22 protein-coding genes and 1 riboswitch are annotated in these 26,687 nt (G+C 67.2%); of the genes, 13 read left to right on the top strand and 9 right to left on the bottom strand.

What is annotated here, in order from left to right; all coding sequences use genetic code 11:
* Positions 1-792: TonB-dependent receptor domain-containing protein (locus ACE3TL_RS04205; protein WP_374577474.1), on the top strand; the 792-nt coding region annotated here is incomplete at its 5' end.
* A 1-nt stretch (position 793) separates the two neighbouring features.
* Entirely contained in the window at positions 794-1,462 is a 669-nt protein-coding gene (locus tag ACE3TL_RS04210) for an energy transducer TonB (RefSeq protein WP_374577475.1), read from the top strand.
* Positions 1,463-1,923: 461 nt separating this feature from the next.
* On the opposite strand, the gene ACE3TL_RS04215 is transcribed toward ACE3TL_RS04210, so the two are convergent.
* Positions 1,924-4,200 (bottom strand): nitric-oxide reductase large subunit, encoded by a 2,277-nt coding sequence (locus tag ACE3TL_RS04215; RefSeq protein ID WP_374577476.1) that lies wholly within the window; start codon positions 4,198-4,200, stop codon positions 1,924-1,926.
* A gap of 240 nt (positions 4,201-4,440) precedes the next feature.
* On the opposite strand from ACE3TL_RS04215, the gene ACE3TL_RS04220 reads away from it, so the two are divergent.
* Complete coding sequence (locus ACE3TL_RS04220) at positions 4,441-5,142, top strand: Crp/Fnr family transcriptional regulator (RefSeq protein WP_374577477.1); 702 nt, start codon at positions 4,441-4,443, stop codon at positions 5,140-5,142.
* Positions 5,143-5,279: 137 nt separating this feature from the next.
* Here ACE3TL_RS04220 and ACE3TL_RS04225 read toward each other — a convergent pair whose 3' ends face one another.
* The 5 genes from ACE3TL_RS04225 to ACE3TL_RS04245 all read right to left on the bottom strand — a co-directional run bounded on the left by ACE3TL_RS04225 (position 5,280) and on the right by ACE3TL_RS04245 (position 11,115).
* Entirely contained in the window at positions 5,280-5,726 is a 447-nt protein-coding gene (locus ACE3TL_RS04225; RefSeq protein WP_374577478.1) for a pseudoazurin, read from the bottom strand.
* 84 nt (positions 5,727-5,810) lie between these two features.
* The gene (locus ACE3TL_RS04230; protein WP_374577479.1) at positions 5,811-6,335 is read right to left on the bottom strand and encodes a hemerythrin domain-containing protein; all 525 of its coding nucleotides are present in this window, start codon (positions 6,333-6,335) and stop codon (positions 5,811-5,813) included.
* A gap of 80 nt (positions 6,336-6,415) precedes the next feature.
* Positions 6,416-7,600 (bottom strand): hypothetical protein, encoded by a 1,185-nt coding sequence (locus ACE3TL_RS04235; protein ID WP_374577480.1) that lies wholly within the window; start codon positions 7,598-7,600, stop codon positions 6,416-6,418.
* Between the two features lie 137 nt (positions 7,601-7,737).
* On the bottom strand, positions 7,738-8,772 hold the full coding sequence (nirK, locus tag ACE3TL_RS04240; RefSeq protein ID WP_374577481.1) for a copper-containing nitrite reductase: 1,035 nt from the start codon (positions 8,770-8,772) through the stop codon (positions 7,738-7,740).
* Positions 8,773-9,594: 822 nt separating this feature from the next.
* Entirely contained in the window at positions 9,595-11,115 is a 1,521-nt protein-coding gene (locus tag ACE3TL_RS04245; protein WP_374577482.1) for a short-chain fatty acyl-CoA regulator family protein, read from the bottom strand.
* 11 nt (positions 11,116-11,126) lie between these two features.
* Here ACE3TL_RS04245 and ACE3TL_RS04250 point away from each other — a divergent pair, with 11 nt between their 5' ends.
* From ACE3TL_RS04250 to ACE3TL_RS04295, 10 genes are all read left to right on the top strand, one after another.
* The gene (locus ACE3TL_RS04250) at positions 11,127-11,543 is read left to right on the top strand and encodes an acyl-CoA thioesterase (RefSeq protein ID WP_374577483.1); all 417 of its coding nucleotides are present in this window, start codon (positions 11,127-11,129) and stop codon (positions 11,541-11,543) included.
* A complete protein-coding gene (locus ACE3TL_RS04255; protein ID WP_374577484.1) occupies positions 11,530-13,041 on the top strand; it encodes an MmgE/PrpD family protein in 1,512 nt (503 codons plus the stop codon). Before ACE3TL_RS04250 ends, ACE3TL_RS04255 begins: the two co-directional genes overlap by 14 nt.
* 14 nt (positions 13,042-13,055) lie before the next feature.
* A complete protein-coding gene (prpC, locus tag ACE3TL_RS04260; RefSeq protein WP_374577485.1) occupies positions 13,056-14,228 on the top strand; it encodes a 2-methylcitrate synthase in 1,173 nt (390 codons plus the stop codon).
* Between the two features lie 8 nt (positions 14,229-14,236).
* Complete coding sequence (gene prpB / locus ACE3TL_RS04265) at positions 14,237-15,160, top strand: methylisocitrate lyase (protein ID WP_374577486.1); 924 nt, start codon at positions 14,237-14,239, stop codon at positions 15,158-15,160.
* A 20-nt stretch (positions 15,161-15,180) separates the two neighbouring features.
* Entirely contained in the window at positions 15,181-15,828 is a 648-nt protein-coding gene (locus ACE3TL_RS04270; RefSeq protein ID WP_374577487.1) for an epoxyqueuosine reductase QueH, read from the top strand.
* 208 nt (positions 15,829-16,036) lie between these two features.
* Positions 16,037-16,267, top strand: a riboswitch (cobalamin riboswitch).
* A 108-nt stretch (positions 16,268-16,375) separates the two neighbouring features.
* Positions 16,376-18,703 carry a 5-methyltetrahydropteroyltriglutamate--homocysteine S-methyltransferase gene (gene metE, locus ACE3TL_RS04275; protein ID WP_374577488.1) on the top strand — a complete coding sequence of 776 codons (2,328 nt, stop codon included), beginning with the start codon at positions 16,376-16,378 and terminating at the stop codon, positions 18,701-18,703.
* A gap of 13 nt (positions 18,704-18,716) precedes the next feature.
* Positions 18,717-20,000, top strand: a complete 1,284-nt coding sequence (locus ACE3TL_RS04280; protein ID WP_374577489.1) for an MFS transporter — start codon at positions 18,717-18,719, stop codon at positions 19,998-20,000.
* 32 nt (positions 20,001-20,032) lie between these two features.
* Positions 20,033-21,307 carry a serine hydroxymethyltransferase gene (gene glyA / locus ACE3TL_RS04285; protein WP_374577490.1) on the top strand — a complete coding sequence of 425 codons (1,275 nt, stop codon included), beginning with the start codon at positions 20,033-20,035 and terminating at the stop codon, positions 21,305-21,307.
* A gap of 3 nt (positions 21,308-21,310) precedes the next feature.
* A complete protein-coding gene (locus ACE3TL_RS04290; RefSeq protein WP_374577491.1) occupies positions 21,311-21,811 on the top strand; it encodes a hypothetical protein in 501 nt (166 codons plus the stop codon).
* A 19-nt stretch (positions 21,812-21,830) separates the two neighbouring features.
* Positions 21,831-22,544 carry a phytanoyl-CoA dioxygenase family protein gene (locus ACE3TL_RS04295; protein WP_374577492.1) on the top strand — a complete coding sequence of 238 codons (714 nt, stop codon included), beginning with the start codon at positions 21,831-21,833 and terminating at the stop codon, positions 22,542-22,544.
* 263 nt (positions 22,545-22,807) lie between these two features.
* Here ACE3TL_RS04295 and ACE3TL_RS04300 read toward each other — a convergent pair whose 3' ends face one another.
* From ACE3TL_RS04300 to ACE3TL_RS04310, 3 genes are read right to left on the bottom strand one after another with little or no spacing between them, the layout of a single operon-like run.
* Complete coding sequence (locus tag ACE3TL_RS04300) at positions 22,808-23,278, bottom strand: nitrate reductase associated protein (protein ID WP_374577493.1); 471 nt, start codon at positions 23,276-23,278, stop codon at positions 22,808-22,810.
* Entirely contained in the window at positions 23,275-24,042 is a 768-nt protein-coding gene (gene cobA, locus ACE3TL_RS04305; protein WP_374577494.1) for a uroporphyrinogen-III C-methyltransferase, read from the bottom strand. The genes ACE3TL_RS04300 and cobA overlap by 4 nt, the downstream gene beginning before the upstream one ends.
* Positions 24,032-26,686, bottom strand: a complete 2,655-nt coding sequence (locus ACE3TL_RS04310; RefSeq protein ID WP_374577495.1) for a molybdopterin-dependent oxidoreductase — start codon at positions 26,684-26,686, stop codon at positions 24,032-24,034. The genes cobA and ACE3TL_RS04310 overlap by 11 nt, the downstream gene beginning before the upstream one ends.
* Position 26,687 lies beyond the last annotated feature (1 nt).

A 26,687-nucleotide genomic window follows, 5' to 3' on the forward strand; every position in this document is an offset into this window, starting at 1 on the left:
AACGACACGGCCGCCCTGGAGTTCGGCTATGCGCGCAAGACCCGCGCCCCGAATCTCTACGAGCGCTACGCCTGGGGCGTCGGGTCCATGTCGAGTGCGATGACCTCGTTCGCCGGCGACGCCAACGGCTATGTCGGCGATCCCGACCTGAAGCCCGAAGTGGCGCATCATTTCGCCGCCACCCTGCGGTTGACGGATGTCGCCGCCAAGCGGGGCCTCACCGTCACCGCCTATCACTCCCAGGTCCAGGATTTCGTGGACGCGGTGAAGCTGGCCGACTTGCCGCGAGGCTTCGTGCAGTTGCGCTTCACGAACATGGACGCGCGGTTGTTCGGGTTCGACGCCGCCGCTTACGCCGAGGTCTGGAACACCGAAGGTCTCGGCCGCGGCACGCTCTCCGGGAGCTTGGCGTTCGTGGACGGCGAGAACCGGGACACCGGCGACAACCTCTACCACATGCAACCCCTGACCGGCCGGGTCGCCCTGGAGCAACAGAAGGGCCGCTGGACGAACCAGGCCGAGATTCAGTTGGTTGGAAAGAAGGACGCCGTAAACGCCCTGCGCAATGAGCCTCAGACCAGCGCCTACGCTCTCTTCAACCTGCGGACCACCTGGGCGGGCGAACGCGTGCGCGTGAACCTGGCGGTGGAGAACCTCCTGGACACCGCCTATCGTCTTCCGCTGGGCGGCGTGTCGTACGGCGACTATCGAGCCGACAACTACCTGCAGCCGCTGCGCCCGCTGCCTGGGCCCGGACGTTCGTTCAACCTCGGCCTGACGGCGGCGTTCTGACATGCTCGCCCAACGCCTCTCATCGGCCCAACTGGCGGCGGTCGGAGCCTCGATCGCCGCCCACGCCGCCGTCGCCCTCGGCATCGCCCTGCACCAGCCGGCCTCCGCGGACCTGGCGCAGCCGCCACAGGCGATCAACGTCTCGCTCGTCAATGCGGCCGACCTCTTTCCCGCCTCCGCGCCGCCAGCCCCGGCGGCGCCCCGGCCGGCGGAACGGCCAAGGACCTCAGCAAGCAATTCGCATGCAGCGCCCGCTCCGACAGCGGCTCCGGCGGCTCCACGGATTCCGGCTCCAGCCCCCCCTGCGATGGTGGAAGCCACACAACTCGCCCAGGATATGGCGCCTCAGCCGGTGTTCCTGGCCACGACCACGCCTCCGCCGCGCTCGACCGTCGATCCGCTGGTCGAGTACCGCCGGCTCATCTGGAGCCACCTTGCCGCCAACGCGCCCGCAGCCCGCCCCGGAGCAGGCGTGGCGGTGGCGATCTTCGCCCTCGACGAGTCCGGGGCGATCCTGTCCGTGCGCCTCGGCCGCTCGAGCGGCGACCCGCTTTTCGACCGCGCATGCCTAAGAGCGATCCGCGCTGCAGCGCCGCTGCCGGCGCCGCCTCCCGGAACCAGTCGTGACAAGCTGGTCTTCGAGCTCCCGATCAAGGCGCGCGCATCCTAAAGGGACAGCCTGGAGCGAAGTCCGATCCGATCGGACTTCGCTCCAGGCTCGGCGGTTCAGCCGCCGCTACCTGACTTGAGGAACATGGGCCCGCCGGCGGGTAAGAAGCCGCCATCTCGCAATCCCCCTAGCCTCATTCCAGGTCGGGCGGGACCGGCCAATCCCTGAAAAGAATTTATTTTCAAAATCCTACAGCAAGACAGCCGCTTCAACCGGCCACTCGAACCGTCATGCTCCATAGGCCGCGGCGGCACGATCACCGGTCCCGACAACCGGCCATACCCCAGACCAAAACGGCCGACGCCCCCAGGAGGGAGGCGGAGAAGAAGGATAGGGGAAGGTCGTGATGAAGGTGCGCCAACCTCTGGCGACGTCACACCGCTTGGATGGTTTGCATCACGATGAATTTCAAAAGAATCGTGGCGGGGCTGCTTGATCCGCCCCGCCACGATAGGGGGTGACTACTCGGCCGCGACGGGCGAACCGGCAGCCTGGGAGGTAGGTTGGCGATTGGAGCCGCTGAGAACCAGCTTTGCTGCAAAGGCGGCAAGGGTGAGCGCTCCGGCTCCGAACACGATATCACCCGGCACCCTGAGCCACACGAGGAGCTCGACCAGCGGCGAGTGGATCACGGCGGGAGACCGGGCGAACCAGGTCCCGTGTTCGATGCTGGCCAGAGCCTGGACCACGCCCATCGGCAGCAGCGACATGAAGACCATCATCGCCAAGCCGATGTTGAGCAGCCAGAACGTCCAACCCAACAGATGATCGTTCCAGGCCTCACGCCGGGCAAGGCCGCGGAAGCAGAACAGCAACAACCCGATGCCCAGCATGCCATAGACTCCGAAGAGCGCGGAGTGGGCATGGGTCGCCGTCGTATTGAGCCCCTGGATGTAATAGAGGCTGATCGGCGGGTTGATCATGAAGCCGAAGACCCCGGCGCCCAGCAGGTTCCAGAAGGCCACCGCCACGAAGAACATGATCGGCCAACGGTAGGCGGAGACCCAAGGGGCGGCCTTACCATGGCGATAGGTCTCGAAAGCCTCGGCGCCGATCAGAGCCAGGGGCGCGACCTCCAGGGCCGAGAACATGGCCCCGATGGCGATCACCGAAACCGGCGTGCCGGCGAAGTACCAGTGGTGCGCCGTCCCCAGCACGCCGCCGAACATGAACACGATGGTGCCAAACACCACCGCCCCGTTGGCGGTGCGGGCGCGGACCAGGCCGAGCTTCACCATCAGCAGGCTGATGACCGCCGTGGCGAACACTTCGAAGAAGCCTTCGACCCACAGGTGGACGATCCACCAGCGCCAGTATTCCATGACGCTGATGTGGCTGTGCTTACCCCACATGAAGCCGGCGGCGTAGAAGAGCGCGATGGCCACGGTCGAGAGGAAGAGGATGGCCAGGACCGGCTTGCTCTCGGACGGCTTGCGCAGCGCCGGCCACAGAGCGCGGGTCACCAGCACGAGCCAGAGCAGAAGACCCACGAACAGCAAGGTCTGCCAGAACCGGCCAAGGTCGATATATTCCCAGCCCTGATGGCCGAACCACCAGTTGGTGTCGAGGTCGAATATCTGCTGCACGCCGAGCCATTCGCCAGCCATCGAGCCGAGGACGACGAACACCAGCGCAGCCCAGAGCAGGTTCACGCCAAGGCGCTGGAACTTCGGCTCGTGGCCGGAAACCATCGGGGCCACATAGAGCCCGGTCGCCAACCAGGCCGTCGCGATCCAGAACACCGCAAGCTGGGTGTGCCAGGTACGGGTGATCGCATAGGGGATGATCTTGGAGATTTCGATCCCATAGAAGTCATGACCTTCCACCGCATAGTGGGCGGTGACCGCGCCAAGCCCCACCTGCAACAGGAAGAGACCGATCACCGTGAGGAGGTACTTGAAGACCGCGCGTTGCGACGGGGTGGGGGTCAGGCTGAAAAGCGGGTCGGCCTCCGGCGCCTTCGCATGATCCTCGGTCTTGGTCTTGGCGTGCCACCAGACCAGGCCGCCGACGGCGAAGATCAGGAGGATCACGCTGGCGACGGACCAGACCAGGTTGGCCGACGTCGGCACGTTGTCGATCAGAGGCTCGTGCGGCCAGTTGGAGGTATAGGTGACGGTATCTCCGGGACGGTTAGTTCCGGCCGCCCAACTGATCCACCAATAGAAGTCCGCCACAGCGTTGCGACGGCCGGCGTCGGGCATGGCCCCGTCGGCGATGGCATAGTCCTCACGCAGGCTCTTGAGCGCCGGATCATCGCCCAGCAGCGCTACATAGTGAGCCTTGACCTGGGCCATAGCCGCCGCGCGGTCGGCCGACACCTTGATGACGCCGGCTCCCGGGTCGTAGGTGTTCGTACGCATTTCGGCCTTCAGCCGCGCTTTCAGCGAAGCCTGACGTTCGGCCGACAGGATGTCGTAGGCGCGGCCGAAGTCCCGCTGTGCCCAGATTTCGAGCAGGGCCATGCTCTCGCGATGCAATTGGTCGGCCGACCAATCGGGCGCCACATAGCCGCCGTGGCCCCAGATGGAACCGACCTGCTGGCCGCCCATGGACTGGTAGGCCAACTGGCCCTTTTGAATGTCGTCGCGGCTCATCAGGACCGTGCCCGAAGCGTCCACCACCTGCGTCGGTATCGGTGGCGCCTGTCGGTAGATTTCCCGTCCCATGAGGCCAAGGACGGTGAAAGAGGCCGCCATGACCAGGGCGAGAATCAACCAAAGTCTCTTGGTGTTCATCTCATTGTCCCTAAAAGCCGCAACGGGACTCCCCGTTCGGTCGCACACGCCTTCAGTGGGACAGTTCCCCTCGATCAACGTTGCGCTGGAACAAGGTCGCCTCAGGCTTGCGCGCAGTCCGACCCGATACAGGAGCTTCCCTCCTCCTAAGGGGTCACCCTCCTAGGGGAATCTCTTAGGCGACAAATCCGTCATCCTTGATGATCTTGACGCGCCCATGGACCCAGGAGGGCCATAGCCATGCTAACCGTCGCCGATCCCAACCTGCTTATCGGCGCCGATCTGTTTGGCGACCTCGATGAGGAAGGCAGGCGCGCCGTCATGAACGCAGGCAGCCTGCGCCGACTGCCTGCCGGACGGGTCGTCTTCTCGCAAGGCGATCCCGGCGTCACCTGCCACACCCTGCTTGAAGGACGAGTGAAGATTCTGCAGAGCCGTCCCGACGGCGGCCAGTCGGTCATCCGCTTCATCGGCCCCGGCGAGATGTTCGGCACCGTGGCGGCGTTAATGGACCGTCCGTTTCCGGCCGACGCCGTGGCTGTGGTCGACAGCCTGGAGATCTTCTGGACCGTAGGCGTCATGCGGCAGTTGATGACCCGATTTCCTGAGATCGCCCTGCGATCCACCGCCTCCGCCGGCAACCGCATGCTCGAATTGCAGAGCCGTGTGGGCGAGCTCACCGGCGAGCGGGTGGAGCAGCGGATCGCCCGGGCCATCGTGCGACTGATCCAGCAAGCTGGCTGCCGCACCGACGCCGGTATCGAAATTAACTTCCCAATCACCCGCCAGGAACTGGCTGAAATGACCGGCTCGACACTCCACACCGTCAGCAGGACCCTCGCAGCTTGGGACGACACGGGGATCACCGCAAGCTCGCGTCGCCACATTGTCGTGACGAAGCCTCGCACGCTGCTGGCGATAGCCGAGGATTCAGCGGACTGACACGGCCTTGGGACGCCCGACGACAGACGCCTCTCCGCTTAAGCGGATACCGGTTCGGCGGGAAAACTCCTCCAGGTCAGGATATACTGAGCGGCGCCCTATTCCATCGAACCGGATGCCGCTCAGAGGAGCTACGCCTATTTCAGGGCCGCGAAGGCGGCGGCCAGGCGCTTCTTGGTCATGGGCGGCGTCTTCGCCGCCGCAGCCTGGGCGGCGGCGAGGTTGGGGCTTCCGTCACCGACCTTGGCCACGAACACCATGCCGAAACCCCAGTGCGGCAGGCACTTGAAACCGTAGACGCCCGGCTTGGTGAATTTCACCACCACCTCCTGGTTCATGGCCCCTTTGACAGGCGTAGCCCCCGGCGGAAGCATGGTGGAAATGGTTTCAACATTATGGCCGGGATTGGTCGGCAGGAAGCGGACCGTATCGCCGACCTTGAAGTTCGCGCTCGACGGCTCGAAGACCATTACACCCTGGGCGCCCCGATCGAGCATCTTGACCTGGATTTCCGCAGCAGTCGCCTGGCCAGCCAGCGCCAAAGCCACGGCCGTCGCCCCGGCGGCCAGAGTCATCCTGAACATTGTTCTCGTCCTTGGATTGAACGGGCGCCGTCTCAACGCCCTGACGACTGAAGGATAGAGAATGGCGAAGGAGCCGACCTTGCGTCAGCGCAACTCCCGCAATCTTTGGGCGAAGCGGGGAAACAGCACCTCCTCCTCCAGCCGGATATGCTCGCGCAGTTCGGCGTCGAGCTTCCCGCAAAGGCCATAGAGTTCGAGCCAGGTCGAGCAGGCGTCCGCCGGGGCCTGGTAGCCGCCAGCGGTCTGCTTGAGCGCTTCCAGGCGACCTCGGACATCATCGTGCTCGCCTCCAATGTCCGAGATCCAGGGGAGGAAGTCGATCATCCCGCTCAGCATGGCCGGAAACAGGATTGCCTCTTCCCGAGCTTGGTGAGCGGCCAGATGGTCGAAGGTTTCGGTCAGCAGGCCGGCAAGCCCGTCCGGCGCCGAAGGATGGCCAGAGTGACGAGCCTCGACCTTATGGCTGAGGTCGATGGCCGCGCGCAGATCGTGCAGGTGCGGCCCATGATAGTTCTCGACGATCCGGCGGATAAGGTGAGCGTCAGGCTCAAGGGCCGCAGGTAAATCGTCGAACGGCCCCACAAAGGGCGGAGGGCTATGGGAAGGCATGGCGAGGAAACTCCGTGCGCCTCACCATAGGCTGAGACAACCGTCCCATCCTTGTCCGCCAGCAAGCTCGACCTCACGCCTTAGTATTTGTATTCCATCGAAACCCAGGCGCGGATCGCGTCCGGATACATCGCATCGCTGGTGTCGAAACGCGCGACGCCCACCTCCAGGTTCACCGGCTTGGCCAGGGCCATGGAAGCGGCGAGGTCGATCTCACGCCCATAGGTCCGAGCGTTCTTGACGCTTCGGAAGTCGTGCGCCTCGCCCGAGATCTTCATCGGACGCGACAGGGGGACGAAGACATGCCCACGAAGATAGATGTCCCGGACGCCGTCGGCGGGCGTCGCGCCGATCACATCCGACCATCCCTGGAAACCATGCAACGTGGCGAGCGGAGTTTGAAACCCACGACGACCGTCGCCGTCGAGCCGCTCGAACACCAGGCCAAGGCTCGAAGCCGCAGTCTTCACGCCGCCGGCGACGAGAATGTAATCGAGGTCGAATTCCGCCTGCACGCGCCAGTCCTGCTGGCGGGCGTATTCTAGTTCCCAAGTCAGGGCCGCCGAGGGCTGGAGCGGCCTTTCCCCCGTGAGCCGCAGACCCCAGGTGGCGGAGGATTGGGCTGGGACGGTGCTGAAATCCATCAGGTACCCGTAACCGACCAGTTTTCCCGCCGGAGTCTTGAAGTCCACCTGCATCAGATGGACATCGCCGCGCCAGATGCCTTGGGGATTGTCGCGCCCGATGGTGCGGTTGACCCGGCCGACGAAGGCATAGGTGAGCGTGGCCGCCGGCGAGGGCTTTGCGACGAGCTTGACCGCATCGAAAGTCTGCTCGTTCTGCCGCCAGCCGACATTGCCGACAAAGCGGGCGTTGTTGAGGACGATACGCTGGCGGCCCAGGGTCGCCTCGAAGGCCGGCCCCGGCGCCCAGGTGATCTGCGCGCGGTTGAGCTCCACGGAATCGGGATCGGGGATCACAGGCCTGCCCGGACGGGGGGTGATGCCATCGGCGTAGTCGTCCACCAGAACTGCGACCGCTTCGCCTTCCACCAGGCCGGTGAAACCCGCCACCTTGGGCGTCTCCCATCCCAGGCGCAGCCGCGCGGTGAGCGCCTGGCCGTCCAGGCCTCCGAGGTCTAGGGACTCGTAACGACTCCTCGCATCGACGAGGAGCTTGCCGCTGGAAAGGTCGCCAGCCAGCGCCGCGGCTGGCGCCAATGCGGCCGCAGCGGCCAGAAACGCGCGTGCGAGCAGGAGCGACATGAGATTTCCTCGGGCGAAACTCGGGATATTGGGCCGAAAGAGACAGGCTAGCGCCTAAACGCCCAGTCTCGGCTGACTTGGATCAAGCCAGCCGAGATGAACAGGGTCGGTTCTTTGAGTTCAGAGCCAGAAGGCCCTTAGTGCTCCATATGCGTGGTGACGCCGGGAGCCGTCTTGAAGATCGCATGATCTTCCGGCCCCGTGACCTCGATGATGCCGGCCCCGCCGCGGTCGACCCGGCTCAACGCGTGGTCGACCATGATGTAGCTGCCGGGCACCTCGAACTTGAGGTCGACAACCGTCGCCCCGCCAGGCGCCACCGTGACGGTTTGAACGTCCTTGATTGGCGGGCTGGTCAGGGAAGCGAGATTATAGACATCATCAAAGATCTCGCCGATCACGTGGAAGCTCGACGTCTTGTTGGGGCCGCCTACGCCGAAGTAGATTCGGGCGGTCTCACCCACTTTAACCTTGAGGCTCTTATCGCCGGTGAGCGCCTTGAAGGCGCCGTTCATCACATAATATTCCGGCTGCTCGTCGAGGAGTTTCTGGATGTCCTCGTTCGCTTCACCGGCCTCCGAAAGGCCAAGGTCGGTGTAGATTTCACCCTGGATCACATAGAATTCGTGGTCGACCTTGGGCAAGCCTTCCTCGGGCTCGACCAGGATCGCCCCGTACATACCGTTGGCGATGTGCTGGGCCACCATGGGTGTGGCGCAATGGTAGATGTAGAGGCCCGGCTTCAACGCCTTGAAGCTGAAGCTCTTAGTCTCCCCTGGCTTGGCCAAGGTTGCGGCCCCGCCGCCGCCGGGGCCGGTCACCGCATGGAAGTCCACATTGTGCATCATCGCACTGTCGGCGGGGTTGTGCAGGGTGACCTCCACGGTGTCGCCCACCCGGACCCGGACCATCGGCCCCGGCACCTTGCCGTTGAAGGTCCAGTACTTGAAAGTGGTTTCCCCGGTAAGTTTCCCAAGGACCTCGCTGGTCTCGAAGTTGACCTTGACGACCGCCGGCGCACGCCGAGCGATCGGAGGCGGCAGGTCGGTGGCCAAGCGGACGATGTCGACCGCAGGAGTTGCGGCTGACGACGGCGCGTCGGCCGCATGGACAGAGGTCGTGGCCCCTAACGCGAGAAGCGCGGCGCCGGCGAAGAGCGCGATGACGTTCATGTTCATTATCCCCAGGACACCACGCTGGCGTCCAACAGGGTCGAAGCTACGCCCTCAACCAGGTCGATCTTTGCTCCGAAACAATGTTGACCGAATAACATGCCCTCGGGTCTGCCTGGGCATGCGCCAGACATTCGCTCCCTGTTACCAGCCAAGACATGCGGCCCCTTACCTCCCGTTCCAACAACCTCCGAAGTCTTAACGAGCAAAGAACTTACGCTTCCGACTCAGCGCTTCGGATACGGGACAGGACGCACAACGTCTCGACGAACACCATGATCCAGGCCGCAAAGGCGACATAGAGAAAGGCTCTCGGTACCCGGACGGGAAACTGAACTTCATGGCGCAGTTCATCCACCAGGTAGGGGGCGCGTACATGCCAAGCGGAAAGACTGCACCCCAGTAGAGCGGATCGTAGTACAGGGGAAACGCGTAGTGGCGGCGTTGGAGCGGGTCGGCATGGCCCTTCGCGCCCGCCAATCGACCCAAGCAATTGTCCGGCGGCAAGCAGCAGCCGGTCGCCACGGCACGCGCACTTGTCTCTGAACCGGGCGTGATCCTTGCCAACGAACCGACTGGCAATCTTGGCATCGTCAGCGGCGAGGCGATGATGGCTATGGTTACGGAGGCGGTAGCCTCTGGCGTCACCGTGCTCATGGTCACCCACTCGGCGATGCACGTGGCGCAACCCAGCCCGACGGCCTGCACTACGACGCCGCCTCGACGATCCAGCTCGGGCGGAACTTCTATGACCGCTGGCTCCAACCATCGGAACCTGATCGATAGGCTCCTGAACGCCCCCGTGGCGCACCCCAACGACAATCAGGCGTCTTGAAACCGGTACGGCGCAGCGCCGCTATCCGCCTCGTCGACAACGATAGCGCGCGCCAGCGGAGGGAAGGCCCGCTGACGACATCCGGGGCGATCGCAGATCTTGCAGCCGGGACCAATGGGCGCGAACGCACTGGCCAGGGCGGAGTCCAGGCCATCTGCATAGATCAGGCGGGGCGCGTGACGCAGGTCGCAACCCAAGGCCACGGCAAACTGCGGTTCGGTCCTGCGGAAGGCGGAGGCTTCCCCGCCGACCGTGCGCGCCACCCAAAGATAACGGCGGCCATCGGGCATCTCGGCGAGCTGGCGCGACAGGTGGCCAGGCCGCGAGAAGGCCTCGTACAGGTTCCACAATGGGCAGGAGCCGCCGAGGCGCGAGAAGTGAAAGTCGGTCGCCGACTGCCGCTTGGAGATGTTTCCGGCGCGATCGGCCCGCACGAAGATGAACGGAACACCCGCGGCGCCGGGCCGTTGCAAGGTGCTGAGCCGGTGGCAGATGGTTTCGAAACCGACGCCGAACTGCATGGCCAGCGCCTCGATGTCGTATCGGCTGCGCTCGGCCGCCTGCAGGATTGAGGCGTACGGCAGGATCACCGCCCCGGCGAAATAGTTGGCGAGGCCCAGGCGCCCCAAAGCATGGGCCTCGGGACTGAGGCGAGCCCCCTCCAGTTCTCTCGAGAGCAGATCGTCGTATTCGAGGAACGCCAATTGCGTCGCCAATTGGAAGGCGCGCTGGCCCTCGTTGAGCCTGGTTGAAAGGGTCAGACGATGGTTGACGGGATCGAAGCGGCGGCCGTCGTGCTCATCCGTCAGCTCCAAGGCGACGCCATGCCGCGCCGTGAGCCGACGAGCTAGCGCCGCGGCGGCTGCACCGGGGCGAACTCCTTCCTCGAACGCCAGGGTCTCGGCGGCCCCATCGAGGCCGACGATGTGATTGCGCCGGCTATAGAAGAAGTCGCGCACTTCCTCGTAGGGAGCGGGAGAGCCGGTTCCCTCTGTGCGATCATCTCCCAGCCTGGCCGCGGCGGTGTGAGCCTGTTCGAGCGCCTGGCGATAGCGCTGATGCAGGCTGGCGATCAGCCGTGCGGCGGCTGGCATGTTCATGGCCAGGGACTTCAGTTCGGCCAGCGTCAAGTCTTCCGCCGGACCTGCGTCGAGAGAGGCTTCGCGGAGCTGCGCCAGCAGACGCGCCTCGTCCTCGTCCGAGAACACCTGCACGTCCAGTCCGAAGGCGGCGTTGAGCTTCAGCAGCACGGCGACGGTCAGCGGCCGCTGGTTGTTCTCGAGTTGGTTCAGATAGCTCGGCGACAGGCCCAGCGCCGAGGCCAGCGCCGCCTGGGTCAGGCCGCGATCTTCGCGCAGCCGCCGCAAGCGGGCGCCCATGAACATCTTTCGAGCCGGATCGCGCATTCGCAACCTTTGCAAATTTGCAGCGTCACCTTCGCAAAGGGACGCAAATTCAAGCCTATTGCCGATTTTAGCGGTGCGTAACTTGCGAATATCCGCAAGCAAGGCAAGTCCGCATGAACGCACCGCTGATCAGCCAGAGACCGCGCGCCGGATGTTTCTCCACTCCGATCTTCCCAGCACAGGCCAACCACTACGGGACACTGTTCGCCGGTGAGGCGCTGAGCTTGATGAGTCGCGCGGCGGTGCTGGCCGCCGCCGAACACGCGGCTGGCGATGTGGTGATGGCGGCCTGCAGCGGCATCACCTTCAAGGCGCCCGTCCGGGTCGGGGACGTCCTGCACCTGTCGGCGCGCGTGGTGCGCTCGGGCCGGGCGTCTCTCACGGTCCACGTCGAGGGCTGCGCCGGCGCGCTCGGCCGTCAGGAGACCTCGCCGGTTCTCGACGGCCTTTTCCAGATGGTCGCAGTCGACGCCGACGGCCGCCCCCGCCCCATTTCGCTCAAAGGAAGCTCCCACCGTGAAGTTGCATAGCGTCCGAACCTACAAGTCCGCCGAGAACCTGCCTCGCGCCGACCAGCTCGCCTGGAAGATCGCCGAGGTCGCCGCCGACCCGGTGGTCGTCGAGGACGCCGTGGTGGAGATGATCGGCAACCGCATCATCGACAATGCGGCGGTGGCGGCGGCTTCGATCGCACGACGGCCGGTGGCCAGCGCACGCGCCCAGGCGCGCTCGCAAGGTCGGGCGAAGGGCGCCAACGTCTTCGGCCTGGCCGCCGACGAACTTGTCTCGCCGGAATGGGCCGCCTGGGCCAACGGCGTGGCGGTGCGCGAGCTCGACTTCCACGACACCTTCCTGGCGGCGGACTACTCGCACCCCGGCGACAACATCCCGCCGATCCTGGCGGTGGCCCAGCATGCGGGTCTCTCCGGCGCGGAGCTGGTCCGGGGCATCGCCACGGGCTACGAAATCCAGGTCGACCTGGTGAAGGGGATCTGCCTGCACGAGCACAAGATCGACCACATCGCCCACCTGGGCCCTTCGGCCGCGGCCGGCGTCGGCACGCTTCTGGGCCTGCCCGTCGAGACGATCTGGCAGGCGGTGCAACAGGCCCTGCACGTCACCACCACCACGCGCCAGTCCCGCAAGGGCGAGATTTCGAGCTGGAAGGCCTATGCGCCCGCCTTCGCCGGCAAGATGGCCATCGAGGCGGTCGACCGGGTGATGCGCGGCGAAGGCGCCCCCTCCCCTGCTTATGAAGGCGAGGACGGCTTCATCGCCTGGCTGTTGGGAGGTCCCAGCACCGTTTATCAGATTCCTCTACCGGAAAAGGGCGAGGCCAAGCGCGCGATCCTCGACACCTACACCAAGGAGCATTCGGCCGAGTATCAGAGTCAGGCGCTGATCGACCTCGCGCGCCGGGTCGGCCCCAAGATCGGCGACTTCGCGCGGGTAAAAGACATCGTCATCGAGACGAGCCATCACACCCATTACGTCATCGGCACGGGCGCCGAGGATCCGCAGAAGATGGATCCGAAGGCCAGCCGCGAAACGCTCGACCACTCGATCATGTACATCTTCGCCGTCGCCCTGCAGGACGGCGGCTGGCACCACGAGCGCTCCTACGCGCCCGAGCGCGCCCAGCGACCGGACACCGTGGCTCTATGGCGGAAGATCCGCACGGTCGAAGACCCTGCCTGGACCGCCCGCTACCACTCGCGCGATCCGAACGAGCTGGCCTTCGGCGGCCGGGTCGTCGTCACCCTCGAGGACGGCTCGGTCATCGAGGACGAACTGGCGGTGGCCGACGCCCACCCGCTCGGCGCACGCCCCTTCGCCCGGCCCCAGTACGTCGAGAAATTCCGCACACTGGCGCAGGACGTCATCGGGCCGGCCGAGCAGGACCGGTTCCTCGGCCTGGTCGCGCGGCTGCCCGAGCTGACGCCGGCCGAGGTGCGCGCCCTCACCTTCACCGTCGATCGCGCCCGGCTCGGCCCGCCCCCCGCGCGCGGCATCTTCGACCGTCAGTGACCGGAGCCCCCGTCATGAGCGAACCCCAAGCCAAACCTGCGCCGAAGAAGTCGGTGGCGCTCTCGGGCGTCACCGCGGGCAACACCGCGCTCTGCACCGTCGGGCGCACCGGCAACGACCTGCATTACCGCGGCTACGACATCCTCGACGTCGCCGAGCGCTGCGAGTTCGAGGAAATCGCCCATCTGCTGGTGCATGGCGCTCTGCCGACCGCGGCCGAGCTGGCCGCCTACAAGGCCAAGCTCAAGTCGCTGCGCGGCCTGCCGACGGCGGTGCGCACGGCGCTCGAAGCCATTCCGGCCGGCGCCCATCCGATGGACGTCATGCGCTCGGGCGTCTCGGCGCTCGGCTGCGTGCTGCCCGAGGCCCAGGACCATAACCATCCGGGCGCGCGCGACATCGCCGACCGACTGATGGCCAGCCTCGGCTCCATGCTGCTCTACTGGTTCCACTACGCCCACAACGGCAAGCGGATCGAGGTGGAGACCGACGACGACAGCATCGGCGGCCACTTCCTGCACCTGCTGCACGGCCATGCGCCGAAGGAGAGCTGGGTGCGGGCGATGCACACCTCGCTGACCCTCTACGCCGAGCACGAGTTCAACGCCTCGACCTTCGCCTGCCGGGTCATCGCCGGCACCGGGTCGGACATGTATTCGGCCATCGCCGGCGGCATCGGGGCCCTGCGTGGCCCCAAGCATGGCGGCGCTAACGAGGTCGCCTTCGAAATCCAGAAGCGCTACGCCGACCCGGGCGAAGCCGAGGCCGACATCCGGCGTCGCGTCGAGGCCAAGGAGGTCGTGATCGGCTTCGGTCACCCGGTCTATACGGTCGCCGATCCACGCAACGAAGTGATCAAGCGCGTGGCCCTGAAGCTGTCGGAGGAAGCCGGCTCGACCAAGATGTTCGACATCGCCGAGCGCATCGAGACGGTGATGGCCGACGCCAAGAAGATGTTCCCGAACCTCGACTGGTTCAGCGCCGTCTCCTACCACATGATGGGCGTGCCGACGGCGATGTTCACCCCGCTGTTCGTGATCTCCCGCACCTCCGGCTGGAGCGCGCACGTGATCGAGCAACGCATCGACAACAAGATCATCCGCCCGTCGGCCAACTATGTCGGCCCTGAAGACCTGCCGTTCACCCCGATCGAATCCCGGGGTCCGGCCGCGGCCGCGACGCATTAGGAGTCCTCATGCCCTATCTCGTCGCTGAGGACCTTCCCGCCCAGGCGGCCGGCCGCCGTTTCCGCGAACTGATCGAGCGCGGCGGGATCGCTCGCCTGCCTGGCGCGCACAACGGCATGGCCGCCCTGCAGGCCAAGGCCGCAGGGTTCGAAGGCCTCTACCTCTCAGGCGCGGCGATGACCGCCTCGATGGGCATCCCCGATCTCGGGTTCATCACCGTCGACGAGGTCGCCTTCTTCATCCGGCAGATCGCCCGCGCCAGCGGCCTGCCGGTGCTGGTGGACGGCGACACCGGCTATGGCGAGGCGCTGAACGTCATGCACATGGTCCGCGCCTTCGAGGAGGCGGGAGCCGGCGCCGTGCACCTGGAGGACCAACTTCTGCCCAAGAAGTGCGGACACCTGAACGACAAGAAGCTGGCCGACGCCCACGACATGGCCGCCAAGGTGGCCGCGGCGGCCAAAGCGCGGCGCGACCTCTATGTCATCGCCCGCACCGATGCAGCCGCCAGCGAGGGCCTCGACGGGGCGGTCGCCCGCGCCAGGCTCTACATGGAAGCAGGCGCTGATGCAATCTTCCCCGAGGCGCTCAACACCGCCGAGATGTTCCGCGCCTTCGCCGAGCGCATGCCGGGCGTTCCGCTGCTGGCTAACATGACCGAGTTCGGCAAGACGCCGTTCTTCACCGCCGACGAATTCGAGGCCATGGGCTATCGGATGGTGATCTGGCCGGTGAGTTCGCTGCGGGTCGCCAACAAGGCGCAGGAGAAGCTTTATGCCGCTATCGCTCGCGACGGCGGCGCGCACGCTATGGTCGACGAGATGCAGACCCGCGCCGAGCTCTATGCGACCATAGGCCTGCACGACTACGAGGCCTTGGACGCGTCGATCGTACAAACGATCATTCCCACGGACATGCCGCAACGCGGCTGACCCTGCCGATACGAACTTCGATGACCGAGACCGAACGCCCGATCCTGACGCCGCCCGGCGGCGAGACCAAGGTGCTGCTGCATTCCTGCTGCGCCCCCTGTTCGGGCGAGGTCATGGAAGCCATGCTGGCTTCGGGGATCGACTACACGATCTTCTTCTACAACCCGAACATCCACCCCGAGCGCGAATACCTGCTGCGCAAGGACGAGAACATCCGCTTCGCCGAGAAGCATGGGGTGGGGTTCGTCGACGCCGATTACGACACCGACAACTGGTTCGCGCGGGCCCAGGGGATGGAGTGGGAGCCCGAGCGGGGCGCTCGCTGCACCATGTGCTTCGACATGCGGTTCGAACGCACCGCCCTCTATGCCCACGAGCGTGGCTTCCCGGTGATGACCAGTTCGCTCGGCATCTCGCGCTGGAAGAACATGAGCCAGATCAACGACTGCGGCCAGCGCGCCGCGGGCCGTTACGAGGGGCTTTCCTACTGGGACTACAACTGGCGCAAGGGCGGCGGCGCGGCGCGGATGATCGAGATCTCCAAGCGCGAGGAGTTCTACCAGCAGGAATACTGCGGCTGCGTCTATTCCCTGCGCGACACCAACCGCCACCGGCGCGAAACCGGCCGCCCGCAGATCGAGATCGGCACGCAGTTCTATCGGAAGTGAGCGCCGAACGTCATCGAACGGCGCCTGCCTTAACTGCCCGGCCACACCACGTTCGGAGCTGACCATGGAATCGACGCCCGCGGAGGGAGGCGCACCGATGCCAAGTGTCGAGTTCCTTCACCGCCAGCCAAAAACACCGCCGAGGCGAATTGGCGACAATCATATAAAGATATGTTTATATGATTGTTGACTTGGTGATCTCTTCGGGCCTAGATGCGCTTGTCGTGGTTCCCTGGAGCGTTCGCGTTCCGGGGCTAAGATGGGAATCCGGTGCGGTCCTTGGGCCAATGCCGGAGCTGCCCCCGCAACTGTAAGCGGCGAGCCGACGTCCGATACGTGTCACTGACCCGCCGAGCTTCATCGGTGGCGGGTCGGGAAGGCCAGGACGAGAGGCGTCGACCCGTGAGCCAGGAGACCTGCCCCGACAGATAACGTCCTCCGGCGGGGTGTCCGGTCAGGCCGCAAGTCAGGCCGATCGGCGCATGCGCCGGCGCACGCCTGCTCGCGTCTGTCCGCCTTCGCCATCATTCGAATCTGGCAAGGCATCATGACCGTCACCGTCGCCACCCTCGGCTTTCCCCGCATCGGCCCCAAGCGCGAGCTGAAGACCGCCCTCGAGCGCTATTGGTCCGGCAAGAGCGATCGGCAAACCCTGGTAGATGTCGCCGCCGACCTCCGCGCCAAGACCTGGGCGCGCCAACGCGATCTCGGCGTCGATCACATCCCGTCCAACGACTTCACCTTCTACGACCACGTGCTGGACGCCAGCGCCATGGTCGGCGCGATCCCGGCGGTCTACGGTTGGACGAACGGGTCGGTCGACCTCGACACCTACTTCGCCATGGCGCGCGGAGCCCAGGGCGAGGCCGACCACGCCGACTGCGGCCACGGCCATCATCACCACGCCCTCGACGTGCCCGCCGCCGAGATGACCAAGTGGTTCGACACCAACTATCACTACCTGGTCCCCGAGGTGTCGCCGGGCCAGACCTTCACCCTGGCCTCCACCAAGGCCGTGGACGAGTTCCTCGAAGCCAAGGCGCAGGGCGTCCATACCCGTCCGGTGTTGCTCGGCCCGGTGACCTTCCTGAAGCTCGCCAAGAGCAAGGTCGAAGGCTTCGACCCGCTGACGCTGCTCGAACCGCTCGTGGACGTCTACGCCAAGGCGCTGAACAAGCTGGAGCAGGCCGGCGCCGAGTGGGTGCAGATCGACGAGCCCTGCCTGGTCCTCGACCTGGGCGAGGCCGAGCGCGCCGCCCTGCGTGAGGCTTATCGCCTGCTCACCCGCACCGCGCCGGGCGTGAAGCTGATGCTGACCACCTATTTCGGCCCTCTGGACGACAACCTGGAAACCGCCCTCGCCCTGCCCGTCGCCGGCCTGCATCTCGACCTGGTGCGGGGCGTGGACCAGCTCGACCGTGTGCTGGCCGCTGCGCCGGCCGGCCTCGTCCTCTCGCTAGGCGTCATCGACGGCCGCAACATCTGGCGGGCGGACCTGGAACGCCTGCTGGCCAAGCTCGAACCGCTGCTGACCTTGGACCACCAGTTCGTGCTGGCGCCGTCCTGCTCGCTGCTTCACACCCCGATCGACCTGGCGCTCGAGGCCGATCTCGACACGGATGTCCGCAGCTGGCTCGCCTTCGCCATCCAGAAGATCGAGGAGCTGGTGGTCCTGGCTCGCGCGCTGAACGAAGGCCGAGGCAGCGTCGCCGAAGCGCTGGCCGCCAGCACTGCCGCCGCCCAGTCCCGCCGGACCTCGCCCAAGATCCACGACCCGGCTGTCGGCCAGCGCCTGGCCGCCGTCAACGCCTCCATGGCCCAACGCGGCGCCAACTTCGGCCGACGCCGCGCCCTACAGATCGCGCGGCTCAACCTGCCGGCCTTCCCGACCACCACGATCGGCTCGTTCCCGCAGACCGAGGAGGTGCGCAAGGCCCGCGCCGCCCACGACAAGGGCAAGCTTTCCGACGCCGAGTACGAAACCTTCCTGAAGGAAGAAACCGAACGGACGATCCGCTGGCAGGAAGAGGTCGGCCTCGACGTGCTGGTTCACGGCGAGTTCGAACGCAACGACATGGTGCAGTATTTCGGCGAGCAACTCGCCGGGTTCGCCTTCACCAAGTACGCCTGGGTGCAATCCTATGGCAGCCGCTGCGTGCGGCCGCCGATCCTCTATGGCGACGTTTCCCGGCCGAGGCCAATGACCGTCGAATGGTGGCGGTACGCCCAGAGCCTCACCGATAAGCCGGTGAAGGGCATGCTGACCGGTCCGGTGACGATCCTGAACTGGTCGTTCGTGCGCGACGACATCCCGCGCGAGCGGGCCTGCCGCCAGATCGCGCTCGCCATCCGCGACGAGGTGGTCGACCTGGAGACCGCCGGCGCCAAGGTGATCCAGATCGACGAGGCCGCCCTGCGCGAAGGCCTGCCGCTCCGCCGCAAGGACTGGGACGCCTATCTCGGCTGGGCCGTGGAATGCTTCCGGTTGACCGCGTCGGGCGTGGCCGACCACACCCAGATTCACACCCACATGTGCTACTCGGAGTTCAACGACATCATCGCCGCCATCGGGGCGATGGACGCCGACGTCATCTCCATCGAGACCGCTCGCTCGAAGATGGAGCTGCTCGACGCGTTTGCGAACTACGCCTACCCGGCCGAGATCGGCCCTGGCGTCTACGACATCCACTCCCCGCGGGTGCCGAGCGTGGACGAGATGGCGCAGTTGCTGAAGGCCGCCCAGCAGCGGCTGTCGGTCGGCCAACTCTGGGTGAACCCCGACTGCGGCCTGAAGACCCGCAAGTGGCCGGAGACTAAGGCCGCGCTCGTCAACATGGTCGCCGCCGCCCGCCAGGCGCGCGGCGTCCCGGCCTGATCGGAGCGTCGGGATGGCGCAGATCGACATCGGCTCCGCGCCGTCCCAGGCTCCCGCCGCGGCGATGGCCCGGCCCTGGCCGATCATCTGGCTGGTGATGGCCGTCCTCACCCTGGCGGCGGTCGACCGCCAGGTGCTGAACGTCCTTGGCGACGTCATCGCTCGCGATCTCAAGCTTAACGACAGCCAGCTCGGCCTCATGGCCGGGCTGGCCCTGACCCTGCCCTATGCGGTCTTCGGCCTGCCCTGGGGCTGGGCTTCCGATCAACCGCGCATCGGTCGCTTCGGCGTGCTCGCAGCCTCGATGGCGCTATGGTCGGGCATGACGGCGCTTGGCGGGGCCGCGGCCGGGTTCGGTCAGCTTCTGGCGTCACGCGTGGGCGTGGCCTGCGGCCTCGCCGGCTGCCTGCCGCCCTCGAACTCGCTGATCGCCGACATCGCGCCCAAGCATAGGATCGCGACCGCCTTTGGGATCATCGGACTCTCGATCCCCATCGGCTCGTTCCTCGCCAAGAGTTTCGGCGGCGTACTTTGCGACGCCTATGGCTGGCGCGCCACCCTGGCGATCGTGGCCGCACCCGCCCTGTTGCTCATGCCCTGCTTGCTTCTGCTCCGCGACCCAAGGCGCACCGCACCAGCGGCTCTTGGGAAGTCCGGCATGGGCCAAGCCGCTCGCGAACTCCTGCGATCGCCAACACTCATCTGCCTGATGCTGGGCGGCCTCGTCATGGGCGCGCTCGTCGCAGGCAACAGCTTCTGGGGGATGATGCACTTCCAGCGAACGCTCGGTCTGTCGCCCGGCCAGGCCGGACTGCTGCTTGGCGTCCAGGGCGGCCTCACCGGCGTCGCAGGCGCGCTCGGCGGCGGCTGGCTGGCCGACCGGATGAGCCGCAAGGATCTGGCGCGCTGCCTGACCCCGGCCGTGATCGGCATGAGCCTGACCCCGCTCTTTCTCATTCCGGCCTGGTGGGTGAGCGACTGGCGCATCGCCATCGTGCTGCTGACCTTGCCGACCATGTTCGACAACCTCTGCTATGGCGGCGTGGCGGCTGTCACCCAGCGCTTGCTGAGCCCCAATGTGCGGGGCGCGGCGACCGGGATCACCGGCGCGGTCGGAGCCTTCCTTGGCCCGGGCCTGGGCGTCACCCTGATGGGCGTAGCCTCCCAAGCCCTGGACGCTTTCGATCCGGCGGTCCCGCACGGCGGGATGCGCCTGGCCCTGGTCGGCGCCGCCATAGCTTTCCTCGTTCCTGCCGGGCTCTACCGCCTGGCTCAAGCGGCGTTGCCGCGCATCTAGGCCCGTTTCCTGCTCCCCAATTTGAGGATTCCATGACCGCATTCTTCGACCGCCGACTGGCGGACGACGCCATCATCGCCCAGGCGCTGGAAGCCGAGGCCGCCCGGCAGCAGGACGGCATCGAGCTGATCGCCAGCGAGAACATCGTTTCCCCCGCCGTGCTGGCTGCCCAGGGTTCGGTGTTCACCAACAAGTACGCCGAGGGCTATCCCGGCAAGCGTTACTATGGCGGCTGCGAGCAGGCCGATATCGTCGAGGCTGAGGCCATCGCCCGCGCGGCGCGGTTGTTCGGCTGCGCCTTCGCCAATGTCCAATCGCATTCCGGCGCGCAGGCCAACGGCGCGGTCATGATGGCGCTGGTCAAGCCGGGCGACACGATCCTGGGCATGTCGCTGGACGCCGGCGGGCACCTCACCCACGGGGCCAAGCCGACCCTCTCGGGCAAGTGGTTTAACGCCGTGCAATACGGCGTGCGCCAGGCTGACGGCCTCATCGACTACGATCAGGTCGAGGCCCTCGCCCTCGAGCACAAGCCGCGCCTGATCATCGCCGGCGGGTCGGCCATCCCGCGTCAGATCGACTTCGCCCGCTTCCGCGCCATCGCCGATAAGGTGGGCGCCAAGCTGATGGTGGACATGGCGCATATCGCCGGCCTGGTCGCCGGAGGCGTACACCCCAGCCCCTTCCCTCACGCCCATGTGGTCACCAGCACCACCCACAAGACCTTGCGGGGACCGCGCGGCGGCCTGATCCTCACCAACGACGAGGCGATCGCCAAGAAGCTGAACTCGGCGGTGTTCCCCGGCCTGCAGGGCGGCCCGCTCATGCACGTGATCGCCGCCAAGGCGGTTGCGTTCGGCGAGGCGCTGCAACCCGACTTCAAGACCTACGCCGCCCAGGTGGTCGCCAACGCCCGGGCGCTCGGCGAAGCGCTGAAGGCCCGCGGTTACGATCTGGTCACCGGGGGCACCGACACACACCTCGTGCTGCTCGACCTCCGGTCGAAGGACATCACCGGCAAAGACGCCGAGGCGGCGCTGGGACGCGCGGGCCTGACCTGCAACAAGAACGGCGTCCCCTTCGATCCGCGTCCGCCGGCGCTCTCCAGCGGCGTGCGTCTCGGTTCGCCCGCCGCCACGACTCGGGGCCTGGGGGAAGCTGAGTTCCGCCAGATCGGCGGCCTGGCCGCCGACGTCCTCGACGCGCTCGGGCCAGACGGACAAGGCGACGCCGAGGTCGAAGCCAAGGCCAGGCGAGCCGTCGATGTCCTGACGCGCGCTTTCCCGATCTACGGCCGCGGCGTCTGACGCATGGGGCCTGCGCCATCGCTGCCGGATAGGATCTATGCCTGCGTCACCGTGCGCCGGCAGCCGATCGGGGTGGTGGTGCAGGTCCGCTATGACGAGGCCCCGCTCGGCGTGCGCCTACATTCCGGCGCTCGCGATGCGGCCGTCCGCCTTCTCATGTCGCGTTCGGATGGAGAAGTCCTCGAGCGCACACGCTCCTGCCGCTTCGGCTTGGCGGACCTGCCCATCGCCCAGGCGCTAGCTGAGGAATTACGGCACCGCTTGTTGCAGATTGCTCGCCGCCCGTTGAGCGGACGACAGGTCGAGCAGGTGTTACGGATCAACAGCGAAGAGCGACGGCAGTGGACACGGGAGGGCCGCTTGCCCGCTCGTGGACAAAGCCGAATGCGCCGCGGGCCAAACAAGATTACCCTGCGCACCTATGATCCCGAGCTGATAGAGGCGCTGGCCGATACGCCGTGCGAGATCGCGCGCTGGCGAGGGGCCGGGCAGCGTGCTCCATGACCGATATGGTGACGCCCACATGATCGACCTTGCAGGCCAGGAAGCCGCTTACGCGCGCGATGGCTATGCCGTTGCTTCGGTGTTCACGCCACAGGAGATGGAGGCGGCGCAGGCGGACGTCATCGAACAATTGGATCGCGTCGCAAGCGCCCTGCATCACCCCTTCGAGCACAGCCGTCCCGACCTGCCGCTCGCCCAGCGCCTCGACGCCATCGCCCGTGACGAAAAGGCCTATGCCAATCTGCTGCGCCTTGCTGTCCTGACTGACGCCCATCGCGGACCGCGCCTGACTGGATTGGCGCAGAACCCGAAGCTTCGCGCCGTCGCCGAACAGTTGACCGGACGGCGACTGCAAGCCGCCGGCAACACCATCCGTTTGCGCGCCAGCTTCGCCGCATTTCCCGAGCACTGGCACAACTGGCACTCTGACGTAGCGATCGACGATGGTTCAGACTGCGGACGCCTGAACATCACCTCCTGGATCCCGCTGATGGATGCAGGACCGGGCCAAGGCGGGCTGGAGATCGCGGCGGGGCGCCAATCGGCTCCCTTCCCCCATGTCCGCGCCTCAGACTTCCATATCGAACCGGCCGCTCTCGACCACCTTCCACGCGCCACGCCGCACTGCCGCGCGGGCGAAGTCCTGTTCCTAGATCGGTTCACTCCGCATCGGACTCTGCCAAACGCCGGCCCGGCTCGCTTTGCGCTCGTGGTTTGGATGAAGGCGGCTTAGCGGAGCACAACTCCTTGCTCGAAGCGCCCACTGCACGACCGGCTGAGCGGCGGCGATAGTCGGCAATGCGCCAGGAACCGTCTCCGACCGGAGACGAGTTGCCGTGCGGCTGCGTCCACCGCCAGGCAGTCTCCCAAAATCATCTCCGCGGCGACCGCCCCGGAGAAAGGCCCGACTTTCCGGGCCTTGGCGGCAGCATTGCGTATCCCCTGGATGCCGGGGTCAGAAACAGCGGCCCTCTTCGCCAGACAGGCGCTCGAGGTTCAGGCCGCGCCCAGCAGCCCGAACTCGCGCAGGGCCGGCAGGAAGTTGACGTTATCGTGGTTGTCGCGGGTCAGCTTCAGCAGGGCGAAGCGTTGCAGATCGGAGAGCGCCGCCCACTGGTGCGGCTGGAGCGGGGCCGCGCCGATCGAGCGCGCATAGGCGGCCACCGCCGGCGGCGCCTCCGCCGTTTCCTCCCAGATCGGTGCAGGCGGATCGGCGAGCGGGCGCGCGATCTCGTTGGCGCGCTGCGCCACCAGCCGGACCAGCTCGTCGTGGTAGGCGGCGATCTGCGCCTCCGTCCGACACGGCGCTTCCAGCAGTCGGCGGCGGTCGTCGAGGGTGAAGCGGCTCCACTGGCGCAGGGTCAGCTTCACCCCGCTGCGGTCGAGCTTCAGACGCACCGCCATGGGAATGCAGCGCAGGCTGGCGACGAAATCGGCCTCGAAGGCGAAGAGCTGGGCGTTGTTCATGAGCGGGCCTCGATCAGGGCGGGTTCGGCGTTCAGGAAGGCCGGGGCCTGGGCCGCCGCCTCGCCGACGACGACCACCACCGGCCCCTCGCAACCGGCGGCGGCCAGGGCCTGGCCGAGAGCTCCGAGCCGGCCGGGCATGGCGCGGGCGTCCGCGCGGCCGGCGTTCTCGACGGCCATGACCGGGGTGTGAGGGCTGCGGCCCTCGGCGATCAGCCGCGCGGCGAGCGCCGATAGCTGGTCGCGGCCCATATAGAGCGCCAGGGTCGCCTCGCGGTCGGCGGCCCAGCCAGTCTCGGCCAAGGCGCCGTCGCGAGTCGTGGCCGTGGCGAAAACCAGGCGGCGCGCCTGGCCGCGATAGGTCAGGGGAAAGCCGAACTGGGCGGCTGCGGCGCTGGCGGCGGTGACGCCGGGCACCACCTCCGTGGAGATCCCGTGGGCGTTCAGGAAGGCCTGCTCCTCGCCCACCCGCCCGAACACCGACGGATCGCCGCCCTTCAGCCGCACCACGCGCAGGCCGCGGCGGGCGAGGCGCAGCATCAGGCGGTTGATGGTCTCCTGCTTCATACTGGTCCGCCCGGCGCGCTTGCCGGTCTGGATCTTCAGGCAGGCGGCGGGCGCCAGGGCCACGACCTCGTCGCAGACGAGGGCGTCGTAGAGCAGCGCCTGGGCGCTCTCGATCGCGCGGGCGGCGCGCAGGGTCAGCAGGTCGGCGGCCCCGGGACCGGCCCCCACCAGCTTCACGGTTCCAGGGTCATGCGGCATCAGCGATCTCCGAGCGGAGGGCGGCGGTGATCAGGCGGGCGATCTCGGGACGGCAGGAGCCGCAGTTGGTTCCGGCGCCAGTCGTCTCGGCGACGGCGTCGACGTCGCGCGCCCCGGCGTCGATCGCCTTGCCGATGGCGGCGGCGCGGACGTTGCGACAGGCGCAGACGAGCGGCGAGGCGTCGGCCGGCCGCCCAGGCGCGCGGCCGATCAGCAGCGCCGCCCGGTCCTGGGCGCTCAGGGCCGGGGCGGCGAACAGCTCGGCCAACCAGTCGCGCGGCGGCAGGGCGCCGGAGGTGGTGGCGAATAGCACGCAGTCCAGGCGCTCGCCGTCCATGAAGGCCTCACGCAGCGAACCGGCCGAGGGGTCCTCGTAGCGGAGAGCCTCGCCCGGCGCGGCGCGCAACAGGACCCTGCGCAGGGCCTCGCGCTCGGCCGCGTCGCCGCGGCCGGCGAACTCGTGCAACTGGCAGCCGTGCTGGGGGATCCGCCGCCAGACGATATCCAGCTTGGCCGGGACGCTCCAGGCTTCCCGCGCCAGGAAGAAGCCGCGCCAGGTCTCGCGATAGGGCCGCACGCGCGCGGGCGTATGCTTGAACTCCGGCTGGCCCGAGCGCGGATCGACCCTGGCGGCGACCAGGGGGTTGGCGCGCCCCGACGGGGCATAGGCGCCGGTCCAGTGCATCGGCATGAAGACGCCGCCGCGCCGCTGGCGGTCGGTGACCCGGGCCAGGGCCACGGCCTCGCCCTGGGCCGTCTGCACGCGGGTCAGCACGCCCTCGACGACGCCGGCCGCCACGGCGTCGTCCGGGTGGACCTCGACGAAGGGCTCGGACGCATGACGCCAGAGATCGGGGGCCAGGCCCGTCCGGGTGAGGGTGTGCCACTGGTCGCGGATGCGGCCGGTGTTGAGCGCCAACGGATAGGCCGGATCTGTCGCCTGGGCCGGCCCCGCGACCACCGTCGGAACCATGCGCGCCCGGTCGTCAGGGGTCTGGAAGACGCCGTCGGCGAAGAGGCGCGGCGTGCCGCCCGCGGCGGTCACCGGCCACTGGACCGGCTCCAGCGCCTCGTAGTCGGCCGGGCTCATCGCCACCAGGCCCGAGAGGTTCAGCAGCCGGTCGTCGTTCTCATAGGCGGTGAGGCGCGCCCATTCGCGGAACACCTGGGCGTTCGAGCGCCAGGAGAAGGCCTCGCCATACCCCATCGCCGTGGCGACATCGGCGATGATCCTCCAATCTGCCCGCGCCTGGCCGGGCGCTTCGAACAGCGCGCGCTGACGCGAGATGCGGCGCTCGGAATTGGTCACCGTGCCGTCCTTCTCGCCCCAGGCCAGAGCCGGCAGCTTCACATGGGCGAAGGCGGTGGTGTCGGTCTCGTCCATGCAGTCTGAGACAACGACGAACGGGCAGGCGGCCAGGGCCTCGCACACGCGGGCGGCGTCGGGCATGGAGACGGCCGGGTTGGTCGCCATGACCCAGAGGGCCTTGATCTCGCCTTCGCCAATGGCCTCGAACATGTCGACGGCCTTGAGGCCGGGCGCCTGCGCCATCGCCGGCGCGCCCCAGAAGCGGCCGAGGCGGGCGCGCGAAACCTCGTCGAAGTCCATGTGGGCGGCGAGCGTGGTGGCCATGCCGCCGGTCTCGCGCCCGCCCATGGCGTTGGGCTGGCCGGTGATCGAGAACGGACAGGCGCCCGGCTTGCCGATCCGGCCAGTGGCCAGGTGGGCGTTGATGATCGCCAGCCCCTTGGCCACGCCCTGCGCCGACTGGTTCGAGCCCATGGAGAACAGACTCACCGTCCGCGGCGTGCGGGCGAAGAGGTCGTAGAAGCGCTGCAGGGCGGGAAGCGCCAGACCGCAGTCGGCGGCGACGGCGGCGGGAGACTGATCGTCGGCGGCCAGAGCAGCCTGGACCTCGGCGAAGCCCGAAACGTGGGCGGCGATATAGGCGCGGTCGATCGCGCCGCGGTCGATGAGGTCCGCCAGCAGGCCGTTCCACAGGCGCACGTCGGTCTGAGGCGCGATGGGCAGGTGTAGGTCGGCGACCTCGGCCGTGTCGGTGCGGCGCGGATCGATCACCACGTGGCGCTGGCCGCGGCCGCGCGCCGCCTCCATGCGGCGGAACAGGACCGGATGGGTCCAGGCGGCGTTGTGGCCGGCGAAGACCACGAGATCCGCGAGATCAAGGTCCTCATAGCAGCCGGGCACCAGGTCGGCGCCGAAGGTCAGCTTGTGGGCGACCACCGCCGAGGCCATGCAGAGGCGTGAATTGGTGTCGATGTTGCCCGAGCCGATAAAGCCCTTCATCAGCTTGTTGGCCGCGTAGTAGTCCTCGGTCAGGAGCTGGCCGGAGACATAGAAAGCCACCGAGTCCGGGCCATGCCGGTCGATGGTCTCCGAGAACCGACGTGCGACCAGGGCGGTCGCCTCCTCCCAGCTTGCGCGGCGTTCGCGGATGGTCGGATGCAGCAGCCGGCCCTCCAGCCCGACCGTGGCCGCCAGCGCGCTTCCCTTCGAGCAGAGGCGGCCGGAGTTGGCCGGATGGGCCGGGTCGCCGGCCAGGGTCAGGTCGCGGCCCGAGGCCTGGCCGGCCACCCCGCAGCCGACCCCGCAATAGGGACAGGTGCTGCGCCGCGCGGCCATG

It is taken from the genome of Phenylobacterium sp., assembly GCF_041920015.1.
In the GTDB taxonomy this organism is placed as follows: Bacteria; Pseudomonadota; Alphaproteobacteria; order Caulobacterales; family Caulobacteraceae; genus Phenylobacterium.